Here is a 19,254-nt window from a genome sequence, read left to right as displayed (position 1 = left end):
AAGGATAAACTGCATTCAGAGTAGATCAAGGAGAACGAAAAGAAAAAGATACCCGAATATTTATCAAAGAAAATAAATAAGTGAAAGTTATTCACCACTTATTATATTATCCAATACCGTATCAATATTATACAGCTTTTCTTTTACTATCTGATATAATTCGGCAAAATTATCTCCATTTTCAGTGGATTTATAATCTTTTGAACTGTATGAAATATAGGGTCCCGGGTCATTAGGCATGTACTTGATAGCATCAATAACATTTTTTACTTCATCATGATTTACATAATAAATTAGATAAAAGTCGCCGAGTTCCTTTTGTATTGACCATACATACGTTTGATTATACTTAAAAAATAGCGTATCTTGCAATGTTTTCACATCAGTGATCAATTCTTCAGAATTGAACATAGCATCTACAGCTTTCAGTATTTTGCTCATTTCGCACACCACGCACAAAAATAAAATATCTAACCAACAAACCAATTCCTACTAATCAAATAAATATTCTGCGGTCTATATTACGTTTAAAATTAAATATATAATTACAAAGGGCAAATAAATTAAAGGATTTGTTTGAAATCGAGGAATTCGAAACATTATAACTATTTCCCCGATGCACCTACCGCGTAGGATTATATAAGATAAAAAAAGATATTCAAGATATCAGCTATTTTGGAGAGATCCGGTTGGAAAACATCAATCAAAAAGAAATTCTAGTCCTGCAGCTTCAAAGAATGTACTGGATTGAAATTGAAATGGAACAGCTTGCAACATGGGAAGCACGAATCGAGCTTGAAGGACAACATCTGGAAGCACTGGAAACCCTGTCTAATGATTCAGACAAACACGCCCTGATCCTTGAAAAATGGCTCAACGTGGCAAACATTGAACTCCCAAGAACTGCACCCCGAGGAATTCCCCACAAAATGTTTGACTTTAACAGGACAAATATCTACGAGATGTTCAGTGAGATAAGAAAATATGAAGTACTTGCAAGGGACATGTATCACAACATAACTGGAGCAGACCCTGCTGTCCTGGAAGAAGTATTCCCTGAAGAAAAGAACAGGAAAGAATTCATAAAAGATATGAAACACCTTGTCGCAGAAGAAGAAAAACACAAAAAAATATGCGATGAAAAGATCGGTGGCTTTACCAGAGTGCTCTGAACTTCGGATTACTCTCCAGAGAGATCTTGTTGGGCCTCCCAAGACCCGTGAATCTTTTTTTACAATTTTACTGACAAGATCTCACGACATGCTTTGTGAAGATCAAAGCAGAAGTGACCGTGCTTGCATATTCATCAGGACGATCTAATGATCTTATTTTGTCCTGTGATGACTATGAGCTTATCACGAAGAATTGTCAGGTCTATATTCTTAAGATTGTGATCCATGGCACCTTTTACTATCAAAATGCAAAAACATTGCATATATTTATAATATGTCAGCTCAGTATAAGTTTACGTTAAGATACATTTATGAATACTATATCGAATATATTTTATGTGAAGATAAGAGGTTATCAATTTGAAATGGAAACATGACAGGGGACTTGAGGGCAGGATGTTGTTGACACTATTCCTGCTGGCGGCAGTGTACCTACTATTTCTGGCATTCCTGTTCTATTCGGGTGCTCCCCAGATGTTTATGCTGTTGTTCATAGGCGTATTCATGGGAGCACAATATTACTACTCAGACCGTCTGGTCCTCTGGACCATGCATGCAACCATCGTTTCCGAGCATGAGGAGCCTGAACTTCACCAGACCATAACCCGGTTATGTGCCATAGCGGACCTGCCAATTCCCAGAATTGCAGTGGTGAACACATCGATCCCGAATGCCTTTGCAACCGGCAGAGGTCCAAAGAATGCAGTGGTTGCTGTGACCACAGGCCTGATGGACCAACTAAACCAGGGAGAGCTGGAAGCGGTCCTTGCACATGAGCTGAGCCATGTCAAGAACAGGGATATGGCGATACTCACCATAGCCAGTTTCATATCGACCCTTGCATTCTATATCGTCAGGTACAGTTTCTACTTTGGCGGATTCGGAGGTATGGGCGGCAGAAGAAAGGAATCCAGCGGCATTATCGCGATCTGGATCGTGTCATTGCTTGTATGGGTCATCAGTTTCCTGCTGATACGCGCCCTTTCCAGATACAGGGAATTTGCGGCTGACAGAGGTTCTGCTGTTATCACAGGCCAGCCCTCCAACCTGGCATCGGCACTTACGAAGATAAGCGGCATCATGCCCCGCATCCCCCAGGATGACCTTAGGTCAGTGGAGGGTATGAATGCGTTTTTCATAATCCCTGCAGTTTCAGGTTCTTTCATGAGCCTGCTCTCGACCCACCCATCCACGGAAAAAAGGCTTGCAGCACTTGAAAAGCTACAACAGGAGCTTGAGTTCTGATGGGACTTAAAGGCATGTTCGATTCCCTGCTAGGCAGGAGCAAGCTGCCGCCATCAAATACGGAGCGGCTGTTCGCGATCTCAACGGCAGTGATCACCATGGAGGTGAACCTGAACCTGCACCCGTCCGGCCAGGCAGGCATCTGTTTCAAGTCCATGTCCCTTTCCCAGTATGAGAATACCAGAAAGGAGATCGAGGAGCTGTTAAGCTACAGCACACAGGAGACAGGGACAAATTACCGCATCGAGAAAGACAAGTACAACTTCCTCTGGGTGATCCTGGATGATGCAGATTTCGAGGACCTTGTCACGAACATACATATGATCAGCCAGACCCTGATCGAGCAGGGTTTTTCAGAACAGATCCTGTGCGCAGTGTACCGTTTTGAAAGCGAGGGACCGGTCTACTGGATCTATAATTTCAAGCAGGGCAGCTACTACCCCTTCGTACCACGGGGCAAACAGGAAAGGGACAATTCCACGGAGCTCAGGCTCAAAGCCCTTATAGAGAACGAGCTGCCGGTCGAGAAAAATGTAGAGAAATGGTATCCCCTCTGGGGAATGCCATTCTAAAAAGTAAAGATGAAGATTTCAGTCTTCGAGAAGACCGCTTCCGGTAAAGATCTCCTTTGCTTCCTGTAGGCTCAGGTCTTCAGGCGGGACAATGATGTTGGATTCCACAATGCTTGCATCATCAAGTTGCTTCCCGTTCGATTTGATCACATTAATGAGCCTTGAAAGCTCAGTCCTGTAATCAGCTTCATTTTCCTTGCCTACAAGGTCCACTATCCGGTTGTCAATGATGTTGAGCTCGTCGAACAGACTTCCGGGGACCTCAAACTGCCCTTCACCCATTATCCTGATTATCATTTTCCTTCCTCCATCCTGAGTTTTGCCAGCTCCGTCTCGACATTCGATTCCGCACTGATCTTTGCAAGTTCCCTATCGATGTCATCACCACTGCTTGTAATGTCATCAAGGGTACCTGTCTCGATGAGCTCATCAAGGGCAGAGGCACGTGCCTTCATATCTTCGGTCTTGTTCTCTGCTCTCTCAACAGCAAGACCGACATCCGCCATTTCCTCACTGATCCCTGATACGGATTCATTGATCTTCACCTGGGATTCAGCAGCCGTATATTGTGCCTTGATGGTCTCTTTCTTCGTCCTGAATATTTCTACTTTGGTTGAAAGACGCTTCTCAGCAGCCACCAGTTTATCCTGCTCCTTTTCAAGGTCAGCGATCTGCTGGTCAAGTCCCTGTACCTGAAGGTCCAGTGCACCCTTGCGCTCAAGTGCAAGCCTTGCAAGGTCTTCCCTGTCACTCTTAATGGCATCCCTTGCCTGCCCGGAAAGCTTGTCAATGCTCTGCATCAGCTTTGAGCGCTGCAACTGAAGTCTTTTCTTTGAGGTTGCTACCTCAGCCACCCCTCTTTTTACACCCTGCAACATTTCCAGTTGCTTCTCATAGGAATAGTCAAGTGTCTCTCTGGGGTCCTCCATGCGATTGACGATCTTGTTCATCTTCGCCTTGAGGACGGTTTCCATTCTATTAAATAGACTCATTTACTCCCTCCCGTTATTATGTGCATGTTAGTCATCAGAACTAACTATCATATGTTATTTAGCCGATTTACTATTTCTAATTTTAGTTCCAGTGGGGTTTGGAGATGATTGGTGAAAGGGAGGTTGTGGTTTTTTGTTGAGATGAAGAAAAAAGAATCAAAAGCTCAAAAGTTTGAAAAGATAATTGTTGAGACTATCCGGGAAGCTGATCATCTTAACAAAGAGTTCAGGGAACTGGGAGTTAACAAGCGTGCATCTGTTTTGTCTACTCACAATACGATGAGGTATAGCCGGGTTGTTGGGTGAGCGGTAGCTATGAAGAAGAGGTGAAAATAAATGATGTATAGAGATACTAGAGAAATATACAAAACAAAATGTGTTCGTTGCAACTCTTTCACTTTATGTAATCGTTACTTAAACAAAAGAAAATCATATTTTTCTGTTTAAATTGTGTAAAAGAAATAAGGAATTAAAAAAAATTAATCAAACGAAAGATTTTCTATTTAAACTTTCCATTTGCTCTTTCCAACATTCCAAATATCGTTTTGATGTTGAATCCCAGAAATTTACAAAAATTGTTTCTTTTTCAACATCATCAATGTTTGCAGAATTAAATTCATCGAGATCAGATTTAGATTTTATTGCAGTAATTTGATCATGATTTTCAACTTTTTTAAAGTCTCTCTTGAGCCCGATTTCAATTCTTTTCTTTTTCTCATTAGAATGCAAGCCAATTATAAATAAAAAATTATCATTTTTATTATAAACAATTACATGTACACTATTCAATGCCGCTGCACGCTCTTCAAGTGTTTGAGTCAATTGTCCAATTGGAATTATGTTTGTTTCATTGTTACTCTTTAAGTGAAATTGATCAAAAGGAACATCTGTTTCCAAGTCATTTGCTTGATTTGAACCATATCTAATAATTCCAACAGAATCATATGTTTGATCAATCTCATCAATAAATTCACTTATAAATTTGTGCTTTTTATGAGTTGTCAGAAAAGATAAATTAAGATCTACAATTTTTATATTGATAGAAGAATCTTTCTCAATTATTGAATCAATTACTTTATGCACTACAGAATAATCACTATCCCTATTGAGTTTGATTTTCAAGTTAAAATGATTTTCATTTTTTGAAATCCTGAATGAAACCATTTTTCGTTCTGTAGAAAATAAATTATGGCTAGCGAATTCTGTTACAGAATATTCAATCTTGCCATAAATCCATTCATTATCAGTATTAATTGATAAAAGAGTGCTCTTTTTAAATGAAAAAGAATCTTCAGAATGTGAACTAAGATATTCTTTTAAGTCATTTAATGAAATGTCTTCACTTGTCAATAAGATAAAACCCGACATTTTGGGGTAAGCATTTATATCAATATACTTACGGAGTGTTTCTTGTGACTCAATGCCTAAAAAGAAATTTTTTGCAAAGTCTGCTAAATGGTTATTAGTATATGCAAACACAAAAACATTCTTTTCTTTAAAAAACTCAAGACTGTTTTGAAGCTTTATGTGTTCACTATTAAAGAAAACTTCCAGCTTATCATGTTCTTTGAATTGGACTTCATTGCCTTCAGTCATTTAAAAACCTCCTCAAGTGGCTCAAAACAGTTCATATCATTATTTAAGTATTGAAGCTTAATGTCTTGTCCTCTATCTCTTACCCATTGTGAATTATATTCTCTGTGGATAGACTTATTGAATGGGTTTGCTCTTGCAAATGTAATCTCAGAAATATTATGATTAAATCGACCACATACCTCCCTTATTAATTTAAATGTAGTAGGAGAAGGTTCATCAAAAGATAAAATATTCTTAACACCATCTGCTTCAAACATTATAATATCAGAAAACATATAGAACAAAGACAAATTATCCCTCAAATTTAAATTTTGATTTGAAAGATAGTGTGGATAATAATATTTCAGATTGGAATAGTGCTTTTTTAGGTGACTAAATACACTTATGCGATCATTAGATAAAATGAATATAACTGGGAAGTGATTTTTTCTTGTTCTGTCCCTAATTTCACATTTTTTTAATACGTTTTTGAATTTATTGATGTCAAAACTATTAAAGCGATAACATAAAATTCCATATTTAAAATAGTTGATATTGGAATCTATTATTTTTTGATCTTCTAATACATCATGGGATAAATTGGCTTTTTCGATTTTTACTTTTAGCTTATAAAGATCTTCAGAAAATTTAGAAACATTAAAGTTTTCCATATCTTCTCTACCTTTACATTCAACAATAACCCCATGATTCTCAGATTTTTCTAAAAAGGGTTCATTTAGACGGTAAAGAAAATCGATGCCTGCCTTTTTTGATTTATTAGTATCAAGAATAGGAAAGGTCATATCAAAATTACTATAAATGAGTTCCCATTTGAAAAAATTAGAGAAAAGTGCTCTTATTTCTTCTTCATGAATATCACCATGAACATTTCTTCCTTCAGAACCATCTAAGCTTATAACCATTCTAAATCTCCCACAATCGAGTTTAAGATACAATATTTTAATAAATATTCATTATTTTTATCAAAACTGTTGAAAGTAAATGAACCGCTCTTATCTATTGATAGAATAGACACATTTTCATTTTGATCTTCTAATTGCAATTTTATTTTCACTACTTTATTAGTGTATGAATTAAGAACGTGATGTAAAATATCCAAACTTTTAATGCTTGCAATGTATTTTCCAATTAAAATTTCATTATGAGTAAAACCATTGATAACGGCTTCTTCACTTTGAACAATGTAATTAGATTGTTTTAGCATAGATAGAAAATGGATGAAATTAATTGATATAAAAGAATCAAAGTAACCAATTTTTTTAAAAAGACGTCTCATAAAATAATCGCTTTGTGATTTTCCAGAGTAAACAATCATAAAACTGTTTTTTAAATCGATTTCAAAAATAGTCTCTTTTATATCATAATCTGTTTTTTTTGTAAAGTTGCCATTATATTCAGTATGTATCAAAGTAACCTTATTGAGATACTTAAATATGTACGTATCATATTCGGATTTTTCTAAAAATAGGTAACCTTCGTCTACTTCCGATGGAATAAATTCATCTTTTCTCATTTCTTTAATCACAGATAAAGAAAATGATTTAGGGATTTTTCTTACAGAAGCTGAACGAAATTTTAAATCCATGTGACCTCTTTAAGAAACATGCATAATATACATAAAGTTTTTGTATGTTAATTGCTCATGAAAAGTGCAACTTTCATAAAATAATGCAGATTTTTATTAAAATAAATTAATAAGTGCGGAGGGGAGCTTTGAAACCCCCTAGCTCACCAATGTGGCATCATAGCAGGATCTTGACAGTTATAAGTATCAGCACAAAGAAGTGAATAGGGAGGCTGTTGCCTCCGCGCAGATGCCCCTAATCAATTCAGAAATCAAATTTTTAATCATCTTTATTCCTCCTTTAATGCACGGAATTATGAACTTAAGACAAAGTTTTAGAATCAAATTCATAAGAATATTAAACACCTTGATCTCTATGCTAAACTCAACTGCAATCTCCACACGAAGAATAATTTATTAAAGGCACTAAATGTATAAAAATATTTCGAAATAGTATATTTATTTTAATAAGAAAATGGTAATTCTTATTTTTACTTTTTCTAGAATTAAACTTTTAACCCTGTATCTTTCCAGATGAAACAGACCTAGTACGAAAAAATAAAATGAAAAATATTAGTGAGTTTCAAATTTATTAAATTCAGTATTCAATTCCATTGAAGCATATACCTGAAAAATAGTCTGCTCTTCTGGATTCTTAACTTCAACATATCTAATTGACATTTTAGAAACTTCCTCTTTCGACTGGATAAATAGATCGTTAAACAGTGGATCGTTTATAAGTTCATTACGAGTCTTATTTTCAATATCCATCCCTTTTGCAATTGCTTTATTTCTAGCTAAGAGAAATGCAAATGGAGCAGAATGATGAGTTGAACCTTTTCGACTTTGAGCCATGATACGCTTTTTCATATTGTCTGAACGACCTACAAAAAGCGGAATTCTATCCTTGTAATAAACATATATTCCACATTCAGGCATGCCTTGCAGATTATCCCGTTTTAATGGCCTTGAATTTACCAATTTTTCTAGTAATACTGGAAGTGAATCAATTATACTTTCGAATTCTTTCTTCATAAACTAACCACAAAAATAGTGAGATAGTGGATATATAAAAGCATAGTGTTTTTCCAAAATTATCCATTGTTATCAACAGAAACTATTCAAATCAAATTGGATATATATTGCTCCAGTAGCCGACAGATCAATTTTGTTAAAGGCTGAGGTTTGAATCATATCCCTCGTATCATTTTTCGGGGATATATACAACGTATAAAAAGTGTACGCTATCAAAAAGCACTTAGATCATTTATCACCTATTACTTCAAAGATTCCAAAGTCCCATAATAGAGGAAGTGTTCTTAGTTAAAGAGGATGTGAATTAAATATTTGCAAATCATTCAGTATCAATATGACAAAAAGAAAGAAAGATACGAGTGAATACGAATTACCCGATATTCAAAAAAACGCCCTGGATAATTGGATAACGTTAAATATACTCCCACAAAAAATATCAAATAAAAATTACACCAGTTATGCGCTTAAACTTCTTTTTGAACAAACACCAGATGGTTTCTTCATCACAAATAAGCAGTTTAAAGAAGCGATGATCAGATGTGATTTCTCACCTGTAAATAAAAATAAATTAAATTGGGATTTTCGAGTTTCTCTAAGATCTCCAGAGTTGAAATGATCTAAATGAGGTTATAAACCTAACATATATTAAAAAAGCTTATCCAATTTGATCTTATTTGCCGTTTTGAATCTTCTTTTTTGACTTAGCTTCCCCATATCTCGGATGCTGTCTTGAAGTGCATTTTTGCAACTTCGTGTAACCTATCCCTGCCATACTTTTCAATGAACTTTGCACCAACCTTCTTAACCTTATCCGATGCACCCTTTGGGAATGTTCCGATATACTTCTCGTTCATTTCCTGTATAGCCTCAAGGAAAGCTGCACGTGCAAGGATTGATGCTGCAGCCACTGCAATTGACTGGTCTTCTGCTCTGGGTATCTGAACAGGCTTCACATCGATGTTCCATTGGCAAAGTTCATCCTCGACCATGCTGTCGTGGTATGAAAATTTGTCAATTATGATGATATCACCCTGCTGGTACAGGTCTCTGATTGCACTTACATGGTTTACGGTAAGCATAATGTTCAGGTTCTGAAGTTTTTCATAATATTTATTGTATGCAACTGGTTCAAGGATCTTCACGGAGAACATATCAGCTGAAATTGAGCTTTTTATCTGCTTTGCAATAGAAATGTTCTGATAATCGGTCAACTGTTTGCAATCCCTGACACCGATCCCCTCAAGAATTGATTCAATTTCTGGAGTGGTCTTTACTGCAGCTACCACAAGAGGACCAAAGAAATCACCCTTACCTGATTCATCAGAGCCAATTACACCATGTCCATTTGTAACAGGCAAGTCTATAGATGATGTTAACTTTTCTTCGGGAATTGAAATGTTCTTATTATTAGGTGAAGGTACTACACCTTCTATTAGTGCAATACGTATTTCTTCTGCTTCAGGTGATGTGCCTAACTGGGACAGATCAACTTTAATTCCCTTCTTTCCGTCGTATATTCTTATTACGCGGGAAAACTGTTTCTTTGATACGCTGAACTGAATACCGAAATTGATTTCCTTTGGTGTATCCACGTCAAACCCTGGAACAAGGATTGATCTTATCTCATTGTACTTGTCAGTTATTTTCATCTGATCCCCCTTATTATTATTTCTTGATTCTAAGTCTGGTATTTTCGTTCGGCTCTTATTCCTTGTTCCCGTATATCAAATGGATACATAACCTTGTTTACAAATTGGTTATTGTGTGACAAAAACGTGATACATATGGTTAGTTGTAATATGGGCTCTGTAGAAATCCTCAACCAAACTAAACATACAATCTTGACATTCTCGGATTGCGACGATTCGATTCAAGATCCACTTACATCTACAGAATACATAATTAAAACCGTGGAAGGGTTTTCGTTCAGCAAAGTAAATCTACACTTTACAATGATGAAAATGGTAACAAAAACAGCGTGAAAATAAGTAAAATGAGCCTCGGGTGGGATTTGAACCCACGACCTCGTCCTTACCAAGGACGTACTATACCCCTAAGCCACCGAGGCACCTTCATAAAATGGGGGTTGTGATGTGGTTCCCAGATACACAGAATCAATTATGAACCTTTCGGTCGGGTTTATAAATTCCAGCGGTCGTCTACCGGGAACTTCTCATTTATCCACATCAGGGTCCTGTTATCGTGTACGATGCGATATGACCTTGAAAGTGCTTTACTGGTACCGAAAAGGAGGTCATCTTCATTGATCTCGATGTTATCAAAGTCCCGGCGGGTCTCAATGCCGCTGCTTCGGAGTATCTTGCCAATGGGGACATCCGCGCGCATGAGGTCCTGACGGATGTCTTCGGGCATCCTCTCAATAGGGGACAGCGACAGAGCCCTGACAAAGGGTCTTGCGCCTGCAAAAAGCGTCACAAGCCTGTAGTTCACGTCAGATCCCACTGCAATATCAAGAAGGGATGCAGTTTCCTCATCTGCCTGTATGAGATGCTGTGCCTCAGTGACCACAGAGACGTCCTTGCGGGTCATAATCTCAAGGAGGAATGTTACAGACCCATCGGTACCTGCACACACCCTCAGACACGTCGGTATGTCAAATGACTTCAGGGCCTTAAGGAATTCCTTATTAACGAATGTCACAGATGATCAATATCCCCTGGATCAAAGCCCTTACTTGGATACTGCCTTCTTGGCCTGCTTAAGGCGTTCCTTAGCAGTATATCCTGTTGCCAGCAGAAGGAAATCCCTGAAGCGCTTGTTCGTGTCAAGGATCAGTCCATCATCGCCTTTAGTAGCGTCAGTGACAGTATTCACCACTAGCTTCTTGCCGTCCATATAGACGGACAGTTCTGTGATCACGCCATAAGAAACTAAAAGCTTGTCTCCCTCGCGTCTGATCTCGCCAGGAAAGCTTTTTTCAATCTCTTCATAAATTCTTTCGATGTCCGGGGAAAAACCGCGTTTCAATTTATATTCTTGCATTGCTATCACATAAGAGATAGCCATTAACACGAATAAATATTCCGGTATGGTAACCCATTTGAGAAGCTTTTGGTTTTGAGCTACATTGATAAATTCAGTTATTCTCAAGAAGCAGTTTTCCACCATCTCCTACGATCCGGACCTTTTGCACCTTTTCAAGTAACATCTCACCAAGCTTTCTGACCTCATCCCATTCCGGAGTTGGCTTATCGTGCCCTTTGAAAGGCAGGTCGAAATCAGGATTGCTCATGAACTGGTACAGCATAACCTCTGATGCTTCCCCTATATCCGGCAGGATCCGAGCTATCGTCCCAGTATTGATAAACCCCGGTATGACCCTTATCCAGACCCTAAGCCATTTCTGTTTTGCAATATTCAGGGATTCACGCAGTAAAGAGATGTATTTGATACTGCGCTCCTCTGAGAGGCCTGTAAGTTCCATGATCGCAGGAATATCATCAAGAGGGGCTTTTATCTCAATAACAAATCCCTTGACAAAGGGAAGTGCCTTCTCAAGGACATCCGGCTTCATGCCATTGGATTTAAGCAGTATGCTTTTGCCAGCAGCATGGAGTCCTTCGATCAGGGGAAGAAGGTCCTTCTGGAGTGTTGGTTCCGCGCCACCCAGATAAACATCTTCACTTTCAGATCTCTTTGCAAGGTCCACAACATCCTCGATGGAATATTCCTTCATGGGCTGGCGGATGTGCACACAATATGGGCATCTCATATTGCATCCGGCAAATTCCACACGTAACTGTCCCAGATTATCAGATATGCCTATCAGTCTCATTATGATTCACCCTGAATAATTCTAAAAAGATATCGTCATCTGAACATATAATACTTTTCTGCAATACAGGAACAAGAAAGACATATTAGTATATTTGATCGAAACGTTCTCTAATTTCAGAAACCCGGTATATAGGAACCAGCGATTACTATATATGTAGAACGTGCCATCAGTTCTGTCATATAAAGGTGATCACAATGCCAAAAATGCTGACAATTGAAGACCTCGAAAAAAGGAAAGAGAATAAAGAGATCGAAGAGGAATTTGGAGAAGAGATCGAGGAGCTTTTCGACCTGGTAATGCCTCCAGGAACGCCATCATACATCATCTATGATATTGTAGAAGAATTTGGCCTGCAACCGGTCGAAAGAAATCTCAACGTTGATATTGTAGAATGTGACAAAAGGGAAGTTATTGCTCTTAGAGGCAAGCTTGATGTCGTTAAAGAGGCAGAAGAATACTACTTCAAGGAAATGGAAGCATACATTGAATAATGCTGATATTTAAAAAAGAGAACCTGTTGAATTGATCACAGGTTCATTCCACATTTTCTGATCAAATATCTTCTGCTCCCATATCGATACCTGTAATGGTATCGGTGTTAAGATCAAAGACAACTGCCTTCTGGTCCCCTGAATAAATATCCACTTTTTGGGAATCGTTGATCTCACCGATCACAACCGCAGCAATTCCAACATCCTCAAATATCCGGATACACTCATCACAGTTCTCCGGCTTTGCAGTTAAAATATAACCGGTTGCGGGATAGATCTTAAGCCACTGTTCCAACTCAAGGCCTTCCGGCATAGGGATCTTTGTAATATCTACAGATGCACCAACTTTGCTGGTCTCACATAGCATACCAAGCGTTCCCACAGTTCCCGGATTACTGATATCCTTTCCTGCTGTCAGCAAATTCTTCTCAGCGATCATCTGTATCACAAGGAAACGGTCACGAACGGTTTGGGCATCCTTAAAAGAAGTGGTATCCCAGCTGTAAGGAGAATTCTTGCCCACACGACCATCCATATCATAGGCAACTATCACTGCATCGCCCGGCCTTGCCATGTCGCTTCTGACAATATGATCTTTCTTTGCAACACCAATGATAGCAACACCAAGTGAATTATAAGGAGTATCAGGATGAACATGTCCTCCAACCATGGGGACACCGAACTTCTTTACCCCGTCCTTGATACCACGCATCATCTCTTTGCATGCTTCGGAATCACAGGAGGACATGACATTGACCATTGCAACAGGCCTTCCGCCCATTGCTGATATGTCATTGACGTTCACAACGACGGAAGTGTATCCTGTCCACCAGGGACTTTCAAGTGCGATCTTGCCCCAGATCGCATCAGCAGCGAACAGTATAACCTCGTCACCACCAGTATCGAGCACTGCTGCATCGTCTCCAAAATCCACGATGGTCTCACCATATTCACTACGCACGTCCTCGAACATATTGACAATGTCAGCTATGGGTTTCTTGCGGGTCACACCTTCAAAGTTTCGAAGGTTTGCAGCCAGTTGTTCAATATCCAAGCATATCATTCCCTTATGTGGTTCAGGCAGAACAGAAGAAGATCATTCTTCATGTTCCTTCTTTTTAATAGACTCCATCTTGATGACGTTCCTGCGCTCCTCGCTCATCTGAGAGAGGTCCTTGCCCAGAAGACCATATGCATCAGACCTGCACTGGCGACAGTGGCGCATCTGCTGTACATAAGGCTCACAGAGATTCTGCATCTCTTTGCGCTCTTGATTGGAAGGTGGTTCCATGTCTGCAAACTTTGCCTGACAGATAAGAGGCATGATGTTCATGATAAAGACACCAAGCTCACGTACTTTCTTTGCAATCTCTATAATGTGGTCCCTGTTAATTTCCGGAATAAGCACCGTATTGATCTTAACAACAAGTCCGGCTTCAACTGCCATCTTTATGCCTTCAAGCTGATTCCTGATCAGAATTTCCGCAGCCTCCACACCTGTGTAGGACTTGCCTTTGTAAGCCACATGGTCCACGATCTTTGCCTGTATCTCAGGATCAATAGCATTAAGAGTTACAGTAAGTGTACTGACGCCAACCCTTAGAAGATCATCCATCTTATCCGGAAGTGCCAATCCATTTGTACTAAGGCAAAGGGTCACATCGGGGAATTCGTTCTTGATAAGTTCAAAGGTCTCAAAGGTCTCATCGTTGGCAAGAGGATCACCAGGACCTGCTACTGCAACTACCTTGATGAAAGGATAATCCTTGAGAACATCCTTTGTCTTTTCGAGTGCCTGCTGCGGAGTTAGAACTTCACTTGTCACACCCGGACGACTCTCATTGACACAATCGAACTTACGATCACAATAATTGCACTGGATGTTGCACTTTGGAGCTACAGCCAGGTGAATACGGCCATATTTATGCTGCGCGTCCTTATTATAACAAGGATGTTCTGAGATCTTTCGCATAACATCAAGATCAATGCCAGTCTCATCGTGACATTCGTTAGGGTTTTTATCAGTATCAGGCAAAGTTTGTCCTCCAGCATTAATAATACGAAGTCTGCAATTCAATTAGAACCGTTATAGATATAGGTTGTGGAGAGATCACTCCAAACCATTCAGTTCACACCACTTACCATGACCTTCCCATACCTTCACAGAAAGCGGATAACCAAGCTTTTCAGAGAGGTCTGCATGAATATGCTCACAGATATTCTCTGCACTTGGGAATGGCAGAATATCATTAAGGAGCCTGTGGTCATAGTTATTTAGAGTTTCACGTACGGTCTTCTTGATCTCATAGAAATCCATGACCATTCCGTTTTCCTTTTTCTCGCCCTCGAGAACTATCTCTATCTTATAAGTGTGACCATGGACGATGCCACAGGTCTCGTGTTCAGGTAAATAATGTGCACTATCTATGTATTCTATTATTCCAAGTCTCATTTTTGTCATTATAAACAACCCCACATCTTGTGTGTTTGAGGAATTATCAAAGTATCTATTGAATCAAGCAAATTCTTTTGTAATTCAAGCATAACATCAATATCAGGAGCAAGATGTTTCTGTGTCACCGGTTGAAGTACCACACAAGAAACATAACCTGAAATAGCATCAACAATACCCAGAACATCATCTGCTACTGTGTCCTTTGTGATAACCAGTTTAGAGAAACATTCCCTTTCCTTTGTATTCCGAAGCATGCGGAAACATTCTATGGTCCTGTCAAGATGGGACGCAAAATCCTCACCCTCGAACTCATCAATAAGCTTCACATCTCCTGAAACATAGGAGACCTTGTCCTTGATCTTCTTTGCCATGTGTGGAAGGGTCATATTAGACTCAAGGTACAGAGGACTTGAAACATCCAGATTTGCAATAAAATCTGCCTCAAGGAGAGGTTCTCCACCTGTAAGGGATATAGAATGGACATTCTCATAAATGCCCAGCAGTTCATTAACATCCTCTACGCTAAGAGGGTTTGGTATGTCCTGGAATACGTTCGATCCGGGAACCTTTTCAAATTTACAGACAGCCGGTGTCTCAACATTCGTGTCACAATATGAACAGTTAAGATTGCAACCGACGAACCTTACAAAAGCCTGCCTCACGCCCACATGAGGACCTTCACCCTGAACAGAGCAAAATATCTCACTGATAGGTACCTGCATCATACCACATCCAATGGTCGGGATTTGCGAAGGTCTTTTTCGATATCATCAATCTCGGCAACATATTTTTTAGATATCGCTCCAAGAAGTCCTACCGCCTTTACCTCATCGACACCAATATCCGCCAGATTTCCATAAAAATCATGGGACACATTGATCCCGAAATGGATCTTTTGGGATACTGCAGAAGTGCTTGCAATCGAAATTGTCAGTTTCCTGCCATCCACGAACAGGTCATCCCCCTGCCTTGTGGTCATTACACCATTCCCCAGAAGTACCTCTGCCACAATTGCAGTGAACAATCGCTGTCGTGCATAGATGAGCTTAAGGTCAGTAGAATCAAAGTGTTCTATAAGGAAATGAAGCATATCAGGAGAATATATAGAATCGCCCATTCTCTTGTCCTCAAGATCGATCATGTGTTCGAGCTTCACATCACAGCCACCTCTGAAAGCAATGATCGAATCCTGCTGGATACCTTTCAGGTTGTATGCCCACAAAGAAGAGATCTGACTTCCGTCATAATCCATTATTTCATCAAGAATTATACATTCCATAATAAACACCTTTAGCACCTTTAATCATCCAACCCCAATCTTACCATAAGAGGGTCCTTCAAACCGGACTCATGGAAAGCACGTGCACGTCTTACACAGCTTTCACATACTCCGCATGGCTCATCTCCACCGTGATAACAACTCCAGCTCCACTCAAGTGGTGCCTTTGCATCCATTGCCTCATGCACTATACCTGACTTGTCCATATCAATAAGGGGTGCAAGAACTTTCACACCATTTGCAGTGGAGTAAGAAAAACACACGTCAGACGCATCAACGAACTCTTTAGAATTGTCAGGGAATGTCTTTGCCTCTTCCCCGTTGAATCCTGCAATGACATAATCGCAATCATAGCTTTCAGCAAAACTTGCTGCGATATTTAAAAAGACACCATTCCTATTGGGAACCCACACACTCTTTGCGGAGTCTTCAGTAACGGCACCTGTATTTTTTGAAATATCTTCGACCGATAGCTCAGGAATATCCACGTCCTCGTTCACAAGAGATGTGTTCGTAATGTCCTTTAACCAGTCCAGACGGATTATTCTGTGATCTATACCATAATGTTCACAAATAACCCTTGAATGATCGATCTCCCTCTGAACAGAACGCTGACCATAATCGAAAGTCAATGCCAGAACAACATCGGAGGTCCTTTTTGCAATTGCGAGAGCAGCGATCGAATCCAGACCGCTGCTTAATAATGATATTGATCTCATGAGGAAACTCCAAAATATCAACCAGGTATTACCATAGTAATACCCCAGTATTATTTAAAGTTGCCGAAAATCAGAAGATTGGATCAAAACTAGAATACTAAAAGTAATCAATATGTACAATAGCCAGAAAGCTAAAAAAATAATTATGGAAAGATCATCAGGTGGATGCCGTGTTACCATCGGCCCCTGAAGAACTTCCACCTGCGGACTCAAGACAGTGTATAGTACAATACATGTGCTTTTTCACATGAGTATCGTACACCAGCATCTCACTTCCACAATGTTCACAATATACTTTTACAAGTTCCATTTGTACCACCACGGTTTATTTTCTTCTTTGTAATAGGAACATAAATCCCAGAATACTAAGAACTGGAATTGCAATTGTCGGGAATTCAGGAATTTCCTGCGTCTTTTCCGGAGAGTCGACTTCCACATGCTCAGCCATGAACTTTGTATCAGTACCATTTTCATTTGTTGCTGTCAGAGACACATTGTAAGTTCCCACATTCTCGTAAACATATACAAACTCGGAAGCATTTGAATCCTCACCAACAACACCATCCACATCCCAGGAAATGTTGGTAGCATTACTGGAGTTATCCGTGAACTTGACAGCTAATGGAGCAGTTCCTTTAGTTACATTAGCTATGAAATCTGCAACTGGCATTACTTCAACGGTCCGAACTGGTTCAGGCTCAGAGAGAATTACAATGATGTAATCCACAAATGTTTTAGTATCATTACCATCCCCATTCTTCACGGTTAAGGATATATTATAAGTGCCCGCCTCGTCGTAATTATGGAAAAGCTCAGAAACATTGTAATCCTCACCAACAACACCATCCACATCCCAGGAAAATTCGATAGCATTGCTGGATAGATCCTTGAACGTAACATTTAATGGAGCAACACCAGATCTTGGAACAGCAGTGAAATTAGCTACTGGCATTACTGGTTCTACTTCAACAACCTCATTGGGCTTAGAGTCACCACTGGACTTTCTGATAACAGGCTCCTCATTATCACCTTCCTTCACTGAGATGTTGAACTCGCTCGTTGTAGGAGTAGAGTTGTCCCATTCCGAATAATCGTTTTCAGGAGTGTCACTGGTTGGCTCTGGAGCAAGTCCAGGAGAATTTGTTGAAATGCTTGTCAGCCCACTCAGGAGCAAGACGATCAATACTAAAAAACCCAGAGGTTTGATTAGAGAGTTCATACTACACCACCACCATGTATACCCAATTAAGATATTGGCGGGATTTATATATAAATATATCTATAGAGAAGTGTATGCTCATCATAATGAGGTGTTTTTGGAAGGAACAAATTCGAAAAAGAATAAAAAAGAGAGTTGAACAGGAAATAAAATGAAACCTGTTCTTCAACGATTATTTAGTCAAACGTTCAAGTGCATGACAATCAATTACTTTTAATACAATATGCCTTCGTTATACATCTCCAGCACATTTTTAAGCTGCTCCCCTGACTCATTCCATGCTGCTCCAACTTCAGGATTACTACTACCTAATGGATAATCTTTCATCCAGGCATCAGCTGCTTCGATGAAATCGACCAATTCACCATCTATTTCATAAGGATAGTAGGGATTGCCAACCATGACGTTCAATTTGGCTGCCACCAAGTGATTAAACATTATGGAAGGTTTGCCCTCAACTGGAGAGTTAAGGTAGCCTAGAGCATCAGTTTTTGTGTAAGTGACATTGCCAATAGTGATATTAGTAACTTCTTCAGGCCAATTCTCGGAGTTCTTCCAGTATCCCTTGCCCTCAAGCATATCCTTAAGCGTTGTATTAGTTACACCGAAGTAGTAACTTGAATCCTCATCTGTTACCAAGAAGTCCCCATAAGAGCCAGTTACATTTCCAATGTTGCAATATTGACCCTCAATAACCGTACCACTAGCGTTGAAGACCCAGACCTCACCAGGTTCGAAGATTTCATCGCCATCATCACCATCCATGTACACTGGAGTAACATTGATGTCATTATCCTGCACATCTACGGCAAGATTCACATTTCCTGTGTTTTTAACTTCATATGTCCATTCAACCGGATAACCAAGTAGAAGATATGGACCAATAGGTTCGTTTACATCATGACCATCAGTGAACTTTTCAATGTCAATTGATGCATTGACACCAAAGTAGTAGCTGATATCGGAAGCATTAACCTCGGATCCATTATAAGTTGCAGAAGCGGTTACATTGTTAACATAAGGACCTGCTACAGAGATATTGCTGGCAGTAAAGCTGTTATTATACTCGCCAATACCAAGTGAAGCAATAGTACCGATAGGACCTTCCATATCATC

At 39.4% G+C, this 19,254-nt stretch carries 25 protein-coding genes, 1 tRNA gene and 1 pseudogene; 6 read left to right on the top strand and 21 right to left on the bottom strand.

Annotation, left to right across the window (positions count from 1 at the left end; translation table 11 throughout):
- Positions 1–87 precede the first annotated feature (87 nt).
- Positions 88–441 carry a hypothetical protein gene (locus E7X56_RS03590; protein ID WP_135604953.1) on the bottom strand — a complete coding sequence of 118 codons (354 nt, stop codon included), beginning with the start codon at positions 439–441 and terminating at the stop codon, positions 88–90.
- 248 nt (positions 442–689) lie between these two features.
- Between E7X56_RS03590 and E7X56_RS03585 the strand changes: the two genes are divergently transcribed.
- From E7X56_RS03585 to E7X56_RS03575, 3 genes are all read left to right on the top strand, one after another.
- Positions 690–1,172, top strand: coding sequence for a hypothetical protein (locus E7X56_RS03585; protein WP_244603386.1), 483 nt, complete (start codon positions 690–692; stop codon positions 1,170–1,172).
- Positions 1,173–1,532: 360 nt separating this feature from the next.
- Entirely contained in the window at positions 1,533–2,417 is an 885-nt protein-coding gene (htpX, locus tag E7X56_RS03580) for a zinc metalloprotease HtpX (protein WP_371413344.1), read from the top strand.
- A complete protein-coding gene (locus tag E7X56_RS03575; protein WP_135604949.1) occupies positions 2,417–2,989 on the top strand; it encodes a hypothetical protein in 573 nt (190 codons plus the stop codon). The genes htpX and E7X56_RS03575 overlap by 1 nt, the downstream gene beginning before the upstream one ends.
- Before the next feature lie 18 nt (positions 2,990–3,007).
- On the opposite strand, the gene E7X56_RS03570 is transcribed toward E7X56_RS03575, so the two are convergent.
- Together E7X56_RS03570 and E7X56_RS03565 are read right to left on the bottom strand one after the other, a co-directional pair.
- The gene (locus tag E7X56_RS03570) at positions 3,008–3,286 is read right to left on the bottom strand and encodes a hypothetical protein (RefSeq protein ID WP_091688540.1); all 279 of its coding nucleotides are present in this window, start codon (positions 3,284–3,286) and stop codon (positions 3,008–3,010) included.
- The gene (locus E7X56_RS03565; RefSeq protein ID WP_135604947.1) at positions 3,283–3,981 is read right to left on the bottom strand and encodes a PspA/IM30 family protein; all 699 of its coding nucleotides are present in this window, start codon (positions 3,979–3,981) and stop codon (positions 3,283–3,285) included. The genes E7X56_RS03570 and E7X56_RS03565 overlap by 4 nt, the downstream gene beginning before the upstream one ends.
- A 111-nt stretch (positions 3,982–4,092) precedes the next feature.
- Between E7X56_RS03565 and E7X56_RS03560 the strand changes: the two genes are divergently transcribed.
- Complete coding sequence (locus tag E7X56_RS03560; RefSeq protein WP_135604945.1) at positions 4,093–4,287, top strand: hypothetical protein; 195 nt, start codon at positions 4,093–4,095, stop codon at positions 4,285–4,287.
- A 177-nt stretch (positions 4,288–4,464) separates the two neighbouring features.
- On the opposite strand, the gene E7X56_RS03555 is transcribed toward E7X56_RS03560, so the two are convergent.
- The 4 genes from E7X56_RS03555 to E7X56_RS03540 form a co-directional block, all read right to left on the bottom strand.
- Positions 4,465–5,577 (bottom strand): hypothetical protein, encoded by a 1,113-nt coding sequence (locus E7X56_RS03555; protein WP_135604943.1) that lies wholly within the window; start codon positions 5,575–5,577, stop codon positions 4,465–4,467.
- A complete protein-coding gene (locus tag E7X56_RS03550; RefSeq protein WP_135604942.1) occupies positions 5,574–6,479 on the bottom strand; it encodes a hypothetical protein in 906 nt (301 codons plus the stop codon). The genes E7X56_RS03555 and E7X56_RS03550 overlap by 4 nt, the downstream gene beginning before the upstream one ends.
- Complete coding sequence (locus tag E7X56_RS03545; RefSeq protein WP_135604940.1) at positions 6,470–7,162, bottom strand: hypothetical protein; 693 nt, start codon at positions 7,160–7,162, stop codon at positions 6,470–6,472. The genes E7X56_RS03550 and E7X56_RS03545 overlap by 10 nt, the downstream gene beginning before the upstream one ends.
- 552 nt (positions 7,163–7,714) lie before the next feature.
- Complete coding sequence (locus tag E7X56_RS03540; RefSeq protein WP_135604937.1) at positions 7,715–8,176, bottom strand: hypothetical protein; 462 nt, start codon at positions 8,174–8,176, stop codon at positions 7,715–7,717.
- Between the two features lie 334 nt (positions 8,177–8,510).
- On the opposite strand from E7X56_RS03540, the gene E7X56_RS03535 reads away from it, so the two are divergent.
- A complete protein-coding gene (locus E7X56_RS03535) occupies positions 8,511–8,792 on the top strand; it encodes a hypothetical protein (RefSeq protein WP_135604935.1) in 282 nt (93 codons plus the stop codon).
- A gap of 85 nt (positions 8,793–8,877) precedes the next feature.
- On the opposite strand, the gene E7X56_RS03530 is transcribed toward E7X56_RS03535, so the two are convergent.
- The 5 genes from E7X56_RS03530 to E7X56_RS03510 form a co-directional block, all read right to left on the bottom strand.
- On the bottom strand, positions 8,878–9,825 hold the full coding sequence (locus tag E7X56_RS03530) for a ribonuclease HIII (protein ID WP_135604932.1): 948 nt from the start codon (positions 9,823–9,825) through the stop codon (positions 8,878–8,880).
- A 347-nt stretch (positions 9,826–10,172) separates the two neighbouring features.
- Positions 10,173–10,244: transfer RNA gene (locus E7X56_RS03525), tRNA-Thr, on the bottom strand.
- Between the two features lie 71 nt (positions 10,245–10,315).
- Positions 10,316–10,837, bottom strand: a complete 522-nt coding sequence (locus tag E7X56_RS03520; RefSeq protein WP_135604930.1) for a chorismate pyruvate-lyase family protein — start codon at positions 10,835–10,837, stop codon at positions 10,316–10,318.
- A gap of 30 nt (positions 10,838–10,867) precedes the next feature.
- Positions 10,868–11,179 (bottom strand): DUF5611 family protein, encoded by a 312-nt coding sequence (locus E7X56_RS03515; protein ID WP_135604928.1) that lies wholly within the window; start codon positions 11,177–11,179, stop codon positions 10,868–10,870.
- A 94-nt stretch (positions 11,180–11,273) separates the two neighbouring features.
- Positions 11,274–11,972, bottom strand: a complete 699-nt coding sequence (locus E7X56_RS03510; RefSeq protein ID WP_135604926.1) for a radical SAM protein — start codon at positions 11,970–11,972, stop codon at positions 11,274–11,276.
- Positions 11,973–12,169: 197 nt separating this feature from the next.
- Between E7X56_RS03510 and E7X56_RS03505 the strand changes: the two genes are divergently transcribed.
- Positions 12,170–12,466, top strand: coding sequence for a hypothetical protein (locus tag E7X56_RS03505; protein ID WP_091688514.1), 297 nt, complete (start codon positions 12,170–12,172; stop codon positions 12,464–12,466).
- A gap of 61 nt (positions 12,467–12,527) precedes the next feature.
- Here the strand turns inward: E7X56_RS03505 and E7X56_RS03500 are convergent, their stop codons facing one another.
- From E7X56_RS03500 to E7X56_RS11715, 9 genes and pseudogenes are all read right to left on the bottom strand, one after another.
- The gene (locus E7X56_RS03500; RefSeq protein ID WP_135604923.1) at positions 12,528–13,520 is read right to left on the bottom strand and encodes a methanogenesis marker 2 protein; all 993 of its coding nucleotides are present in this window, start codon (positions 13,518–13,520) and stop codon (positions 12,528–12,530) included.
- Between the two features lie 42 nt (positions 13,521–13,562).
- Positions 13,563–14,438, bottom strand: a complete 876-nt coding sequence (gene nifB / locus E7X56_RS03495; protein ID WP_135605334.1) for a nitrogenase cofactor biosynthesis protein NifB — start codon at positions 14,436–14,438, stop codon at positions 13,563–13,565.
- A 138-nt stretch (positions 14,439–14,576) separates the two neighbouring features.
- Positions 14,577–14,927: a 6-carboxytetrahydropterin synthase QueD gene (gene queD, locus E7X56_RS03490; protein WP_135604921.1), complete on the bottom strand. Its 351-nt coding sequence runs from the start codon at positions 14,925–14,927 to the stop codon at positions 14,577–14,579.
- Positions 14,927–15,643 carry a 7-carboxy-7-deazaguanine synthase QueE gene (locus tag E7X56_RS03485; RefSeq protein WP_135605332.1) on the bottom strand — a complete coding sequence of 239 codons (717 nt, stop codon included), beginning with the start codon at positions 15,641–15,643 and terminating at the stop codon, positions 14,927–14,929. Before E7X56_RS03485 ends, queD begins: the two co-directional genes overlap by 1 nt.
- Entirely contained in the window at positions 15,643–16,200 is a 558-nt protein-coding gene (locus E7X56_RS03480) for a DUF366 family protein (protein WP_135604919.1), read from the bottom strand. Before E7X56_RS03480 ends, E7X56_RS03485 begins: the two co-directional genes overlap by 1 nt.
- 20 nt (positions 16,201–16,220) lie before the next feature.
- The gene (queC, locus tag E7X56_RS03475; RefSeq protein WP_135604916.1) at positions 16,221–16,919 is read right to left on the bottom strand and encodes a 7-cyano-7-deazaguanine synthase QueC; all 699 of its coding nucleotides are present in this window, start codon (positions 16,917–16,919) and stop codon (positions 16,221–16,223) included.
- A gap of 157 nt (positions 16,920–17,076) precedes the next feature.
- The gene (locus tag E7X56_RS11720; protein WP_167879435.1) at positions 17,077–17,229 is read right to left on the bottom strand and encodes a hypothetical protein; all 153 of its coding nucleotides are present in this window, start codon (positions 17,227–17,229) and stop codon (positions 17,077–17,079) included.
- Positions 17,230–17,244: 15 nt separating this feature from the next.
- Positions 17,245–18,138 (bottom strand): PKD domain-containing protein, encoded by an 894-nt coding sequence (locus E7X56_RS03470; RefSeq protein ID WP_135604914.1) that lies wholly within the window; start codon positions 18,136–18,138, stop codon positions 17,245–17,247.
- A 213-nt stretch (positions 18,139–18,351) separates the two neighbouring features.
- Positions 18,352–19,254 (bottom strand): annotated as a pseudogene (locus E7X56_RS11715) (hypothetical protein); the annotation flags it as partial.

Source organism: Methanococcoides sp. NM1 (assembly GCF_900774285.1).
In the GTDB taxonomy this organism is placed as follows: Archaea; Halobacteriota; Methanosarcinia; order Methanosarcinales; family Methanosarcinaceae; genus Methanococcoides; species Methanococcoides vulcani.
Note: the sequence above shows the minus strand (reverse complement) of the source record. Positions and strands in the feature narration are given on the sequence as shown.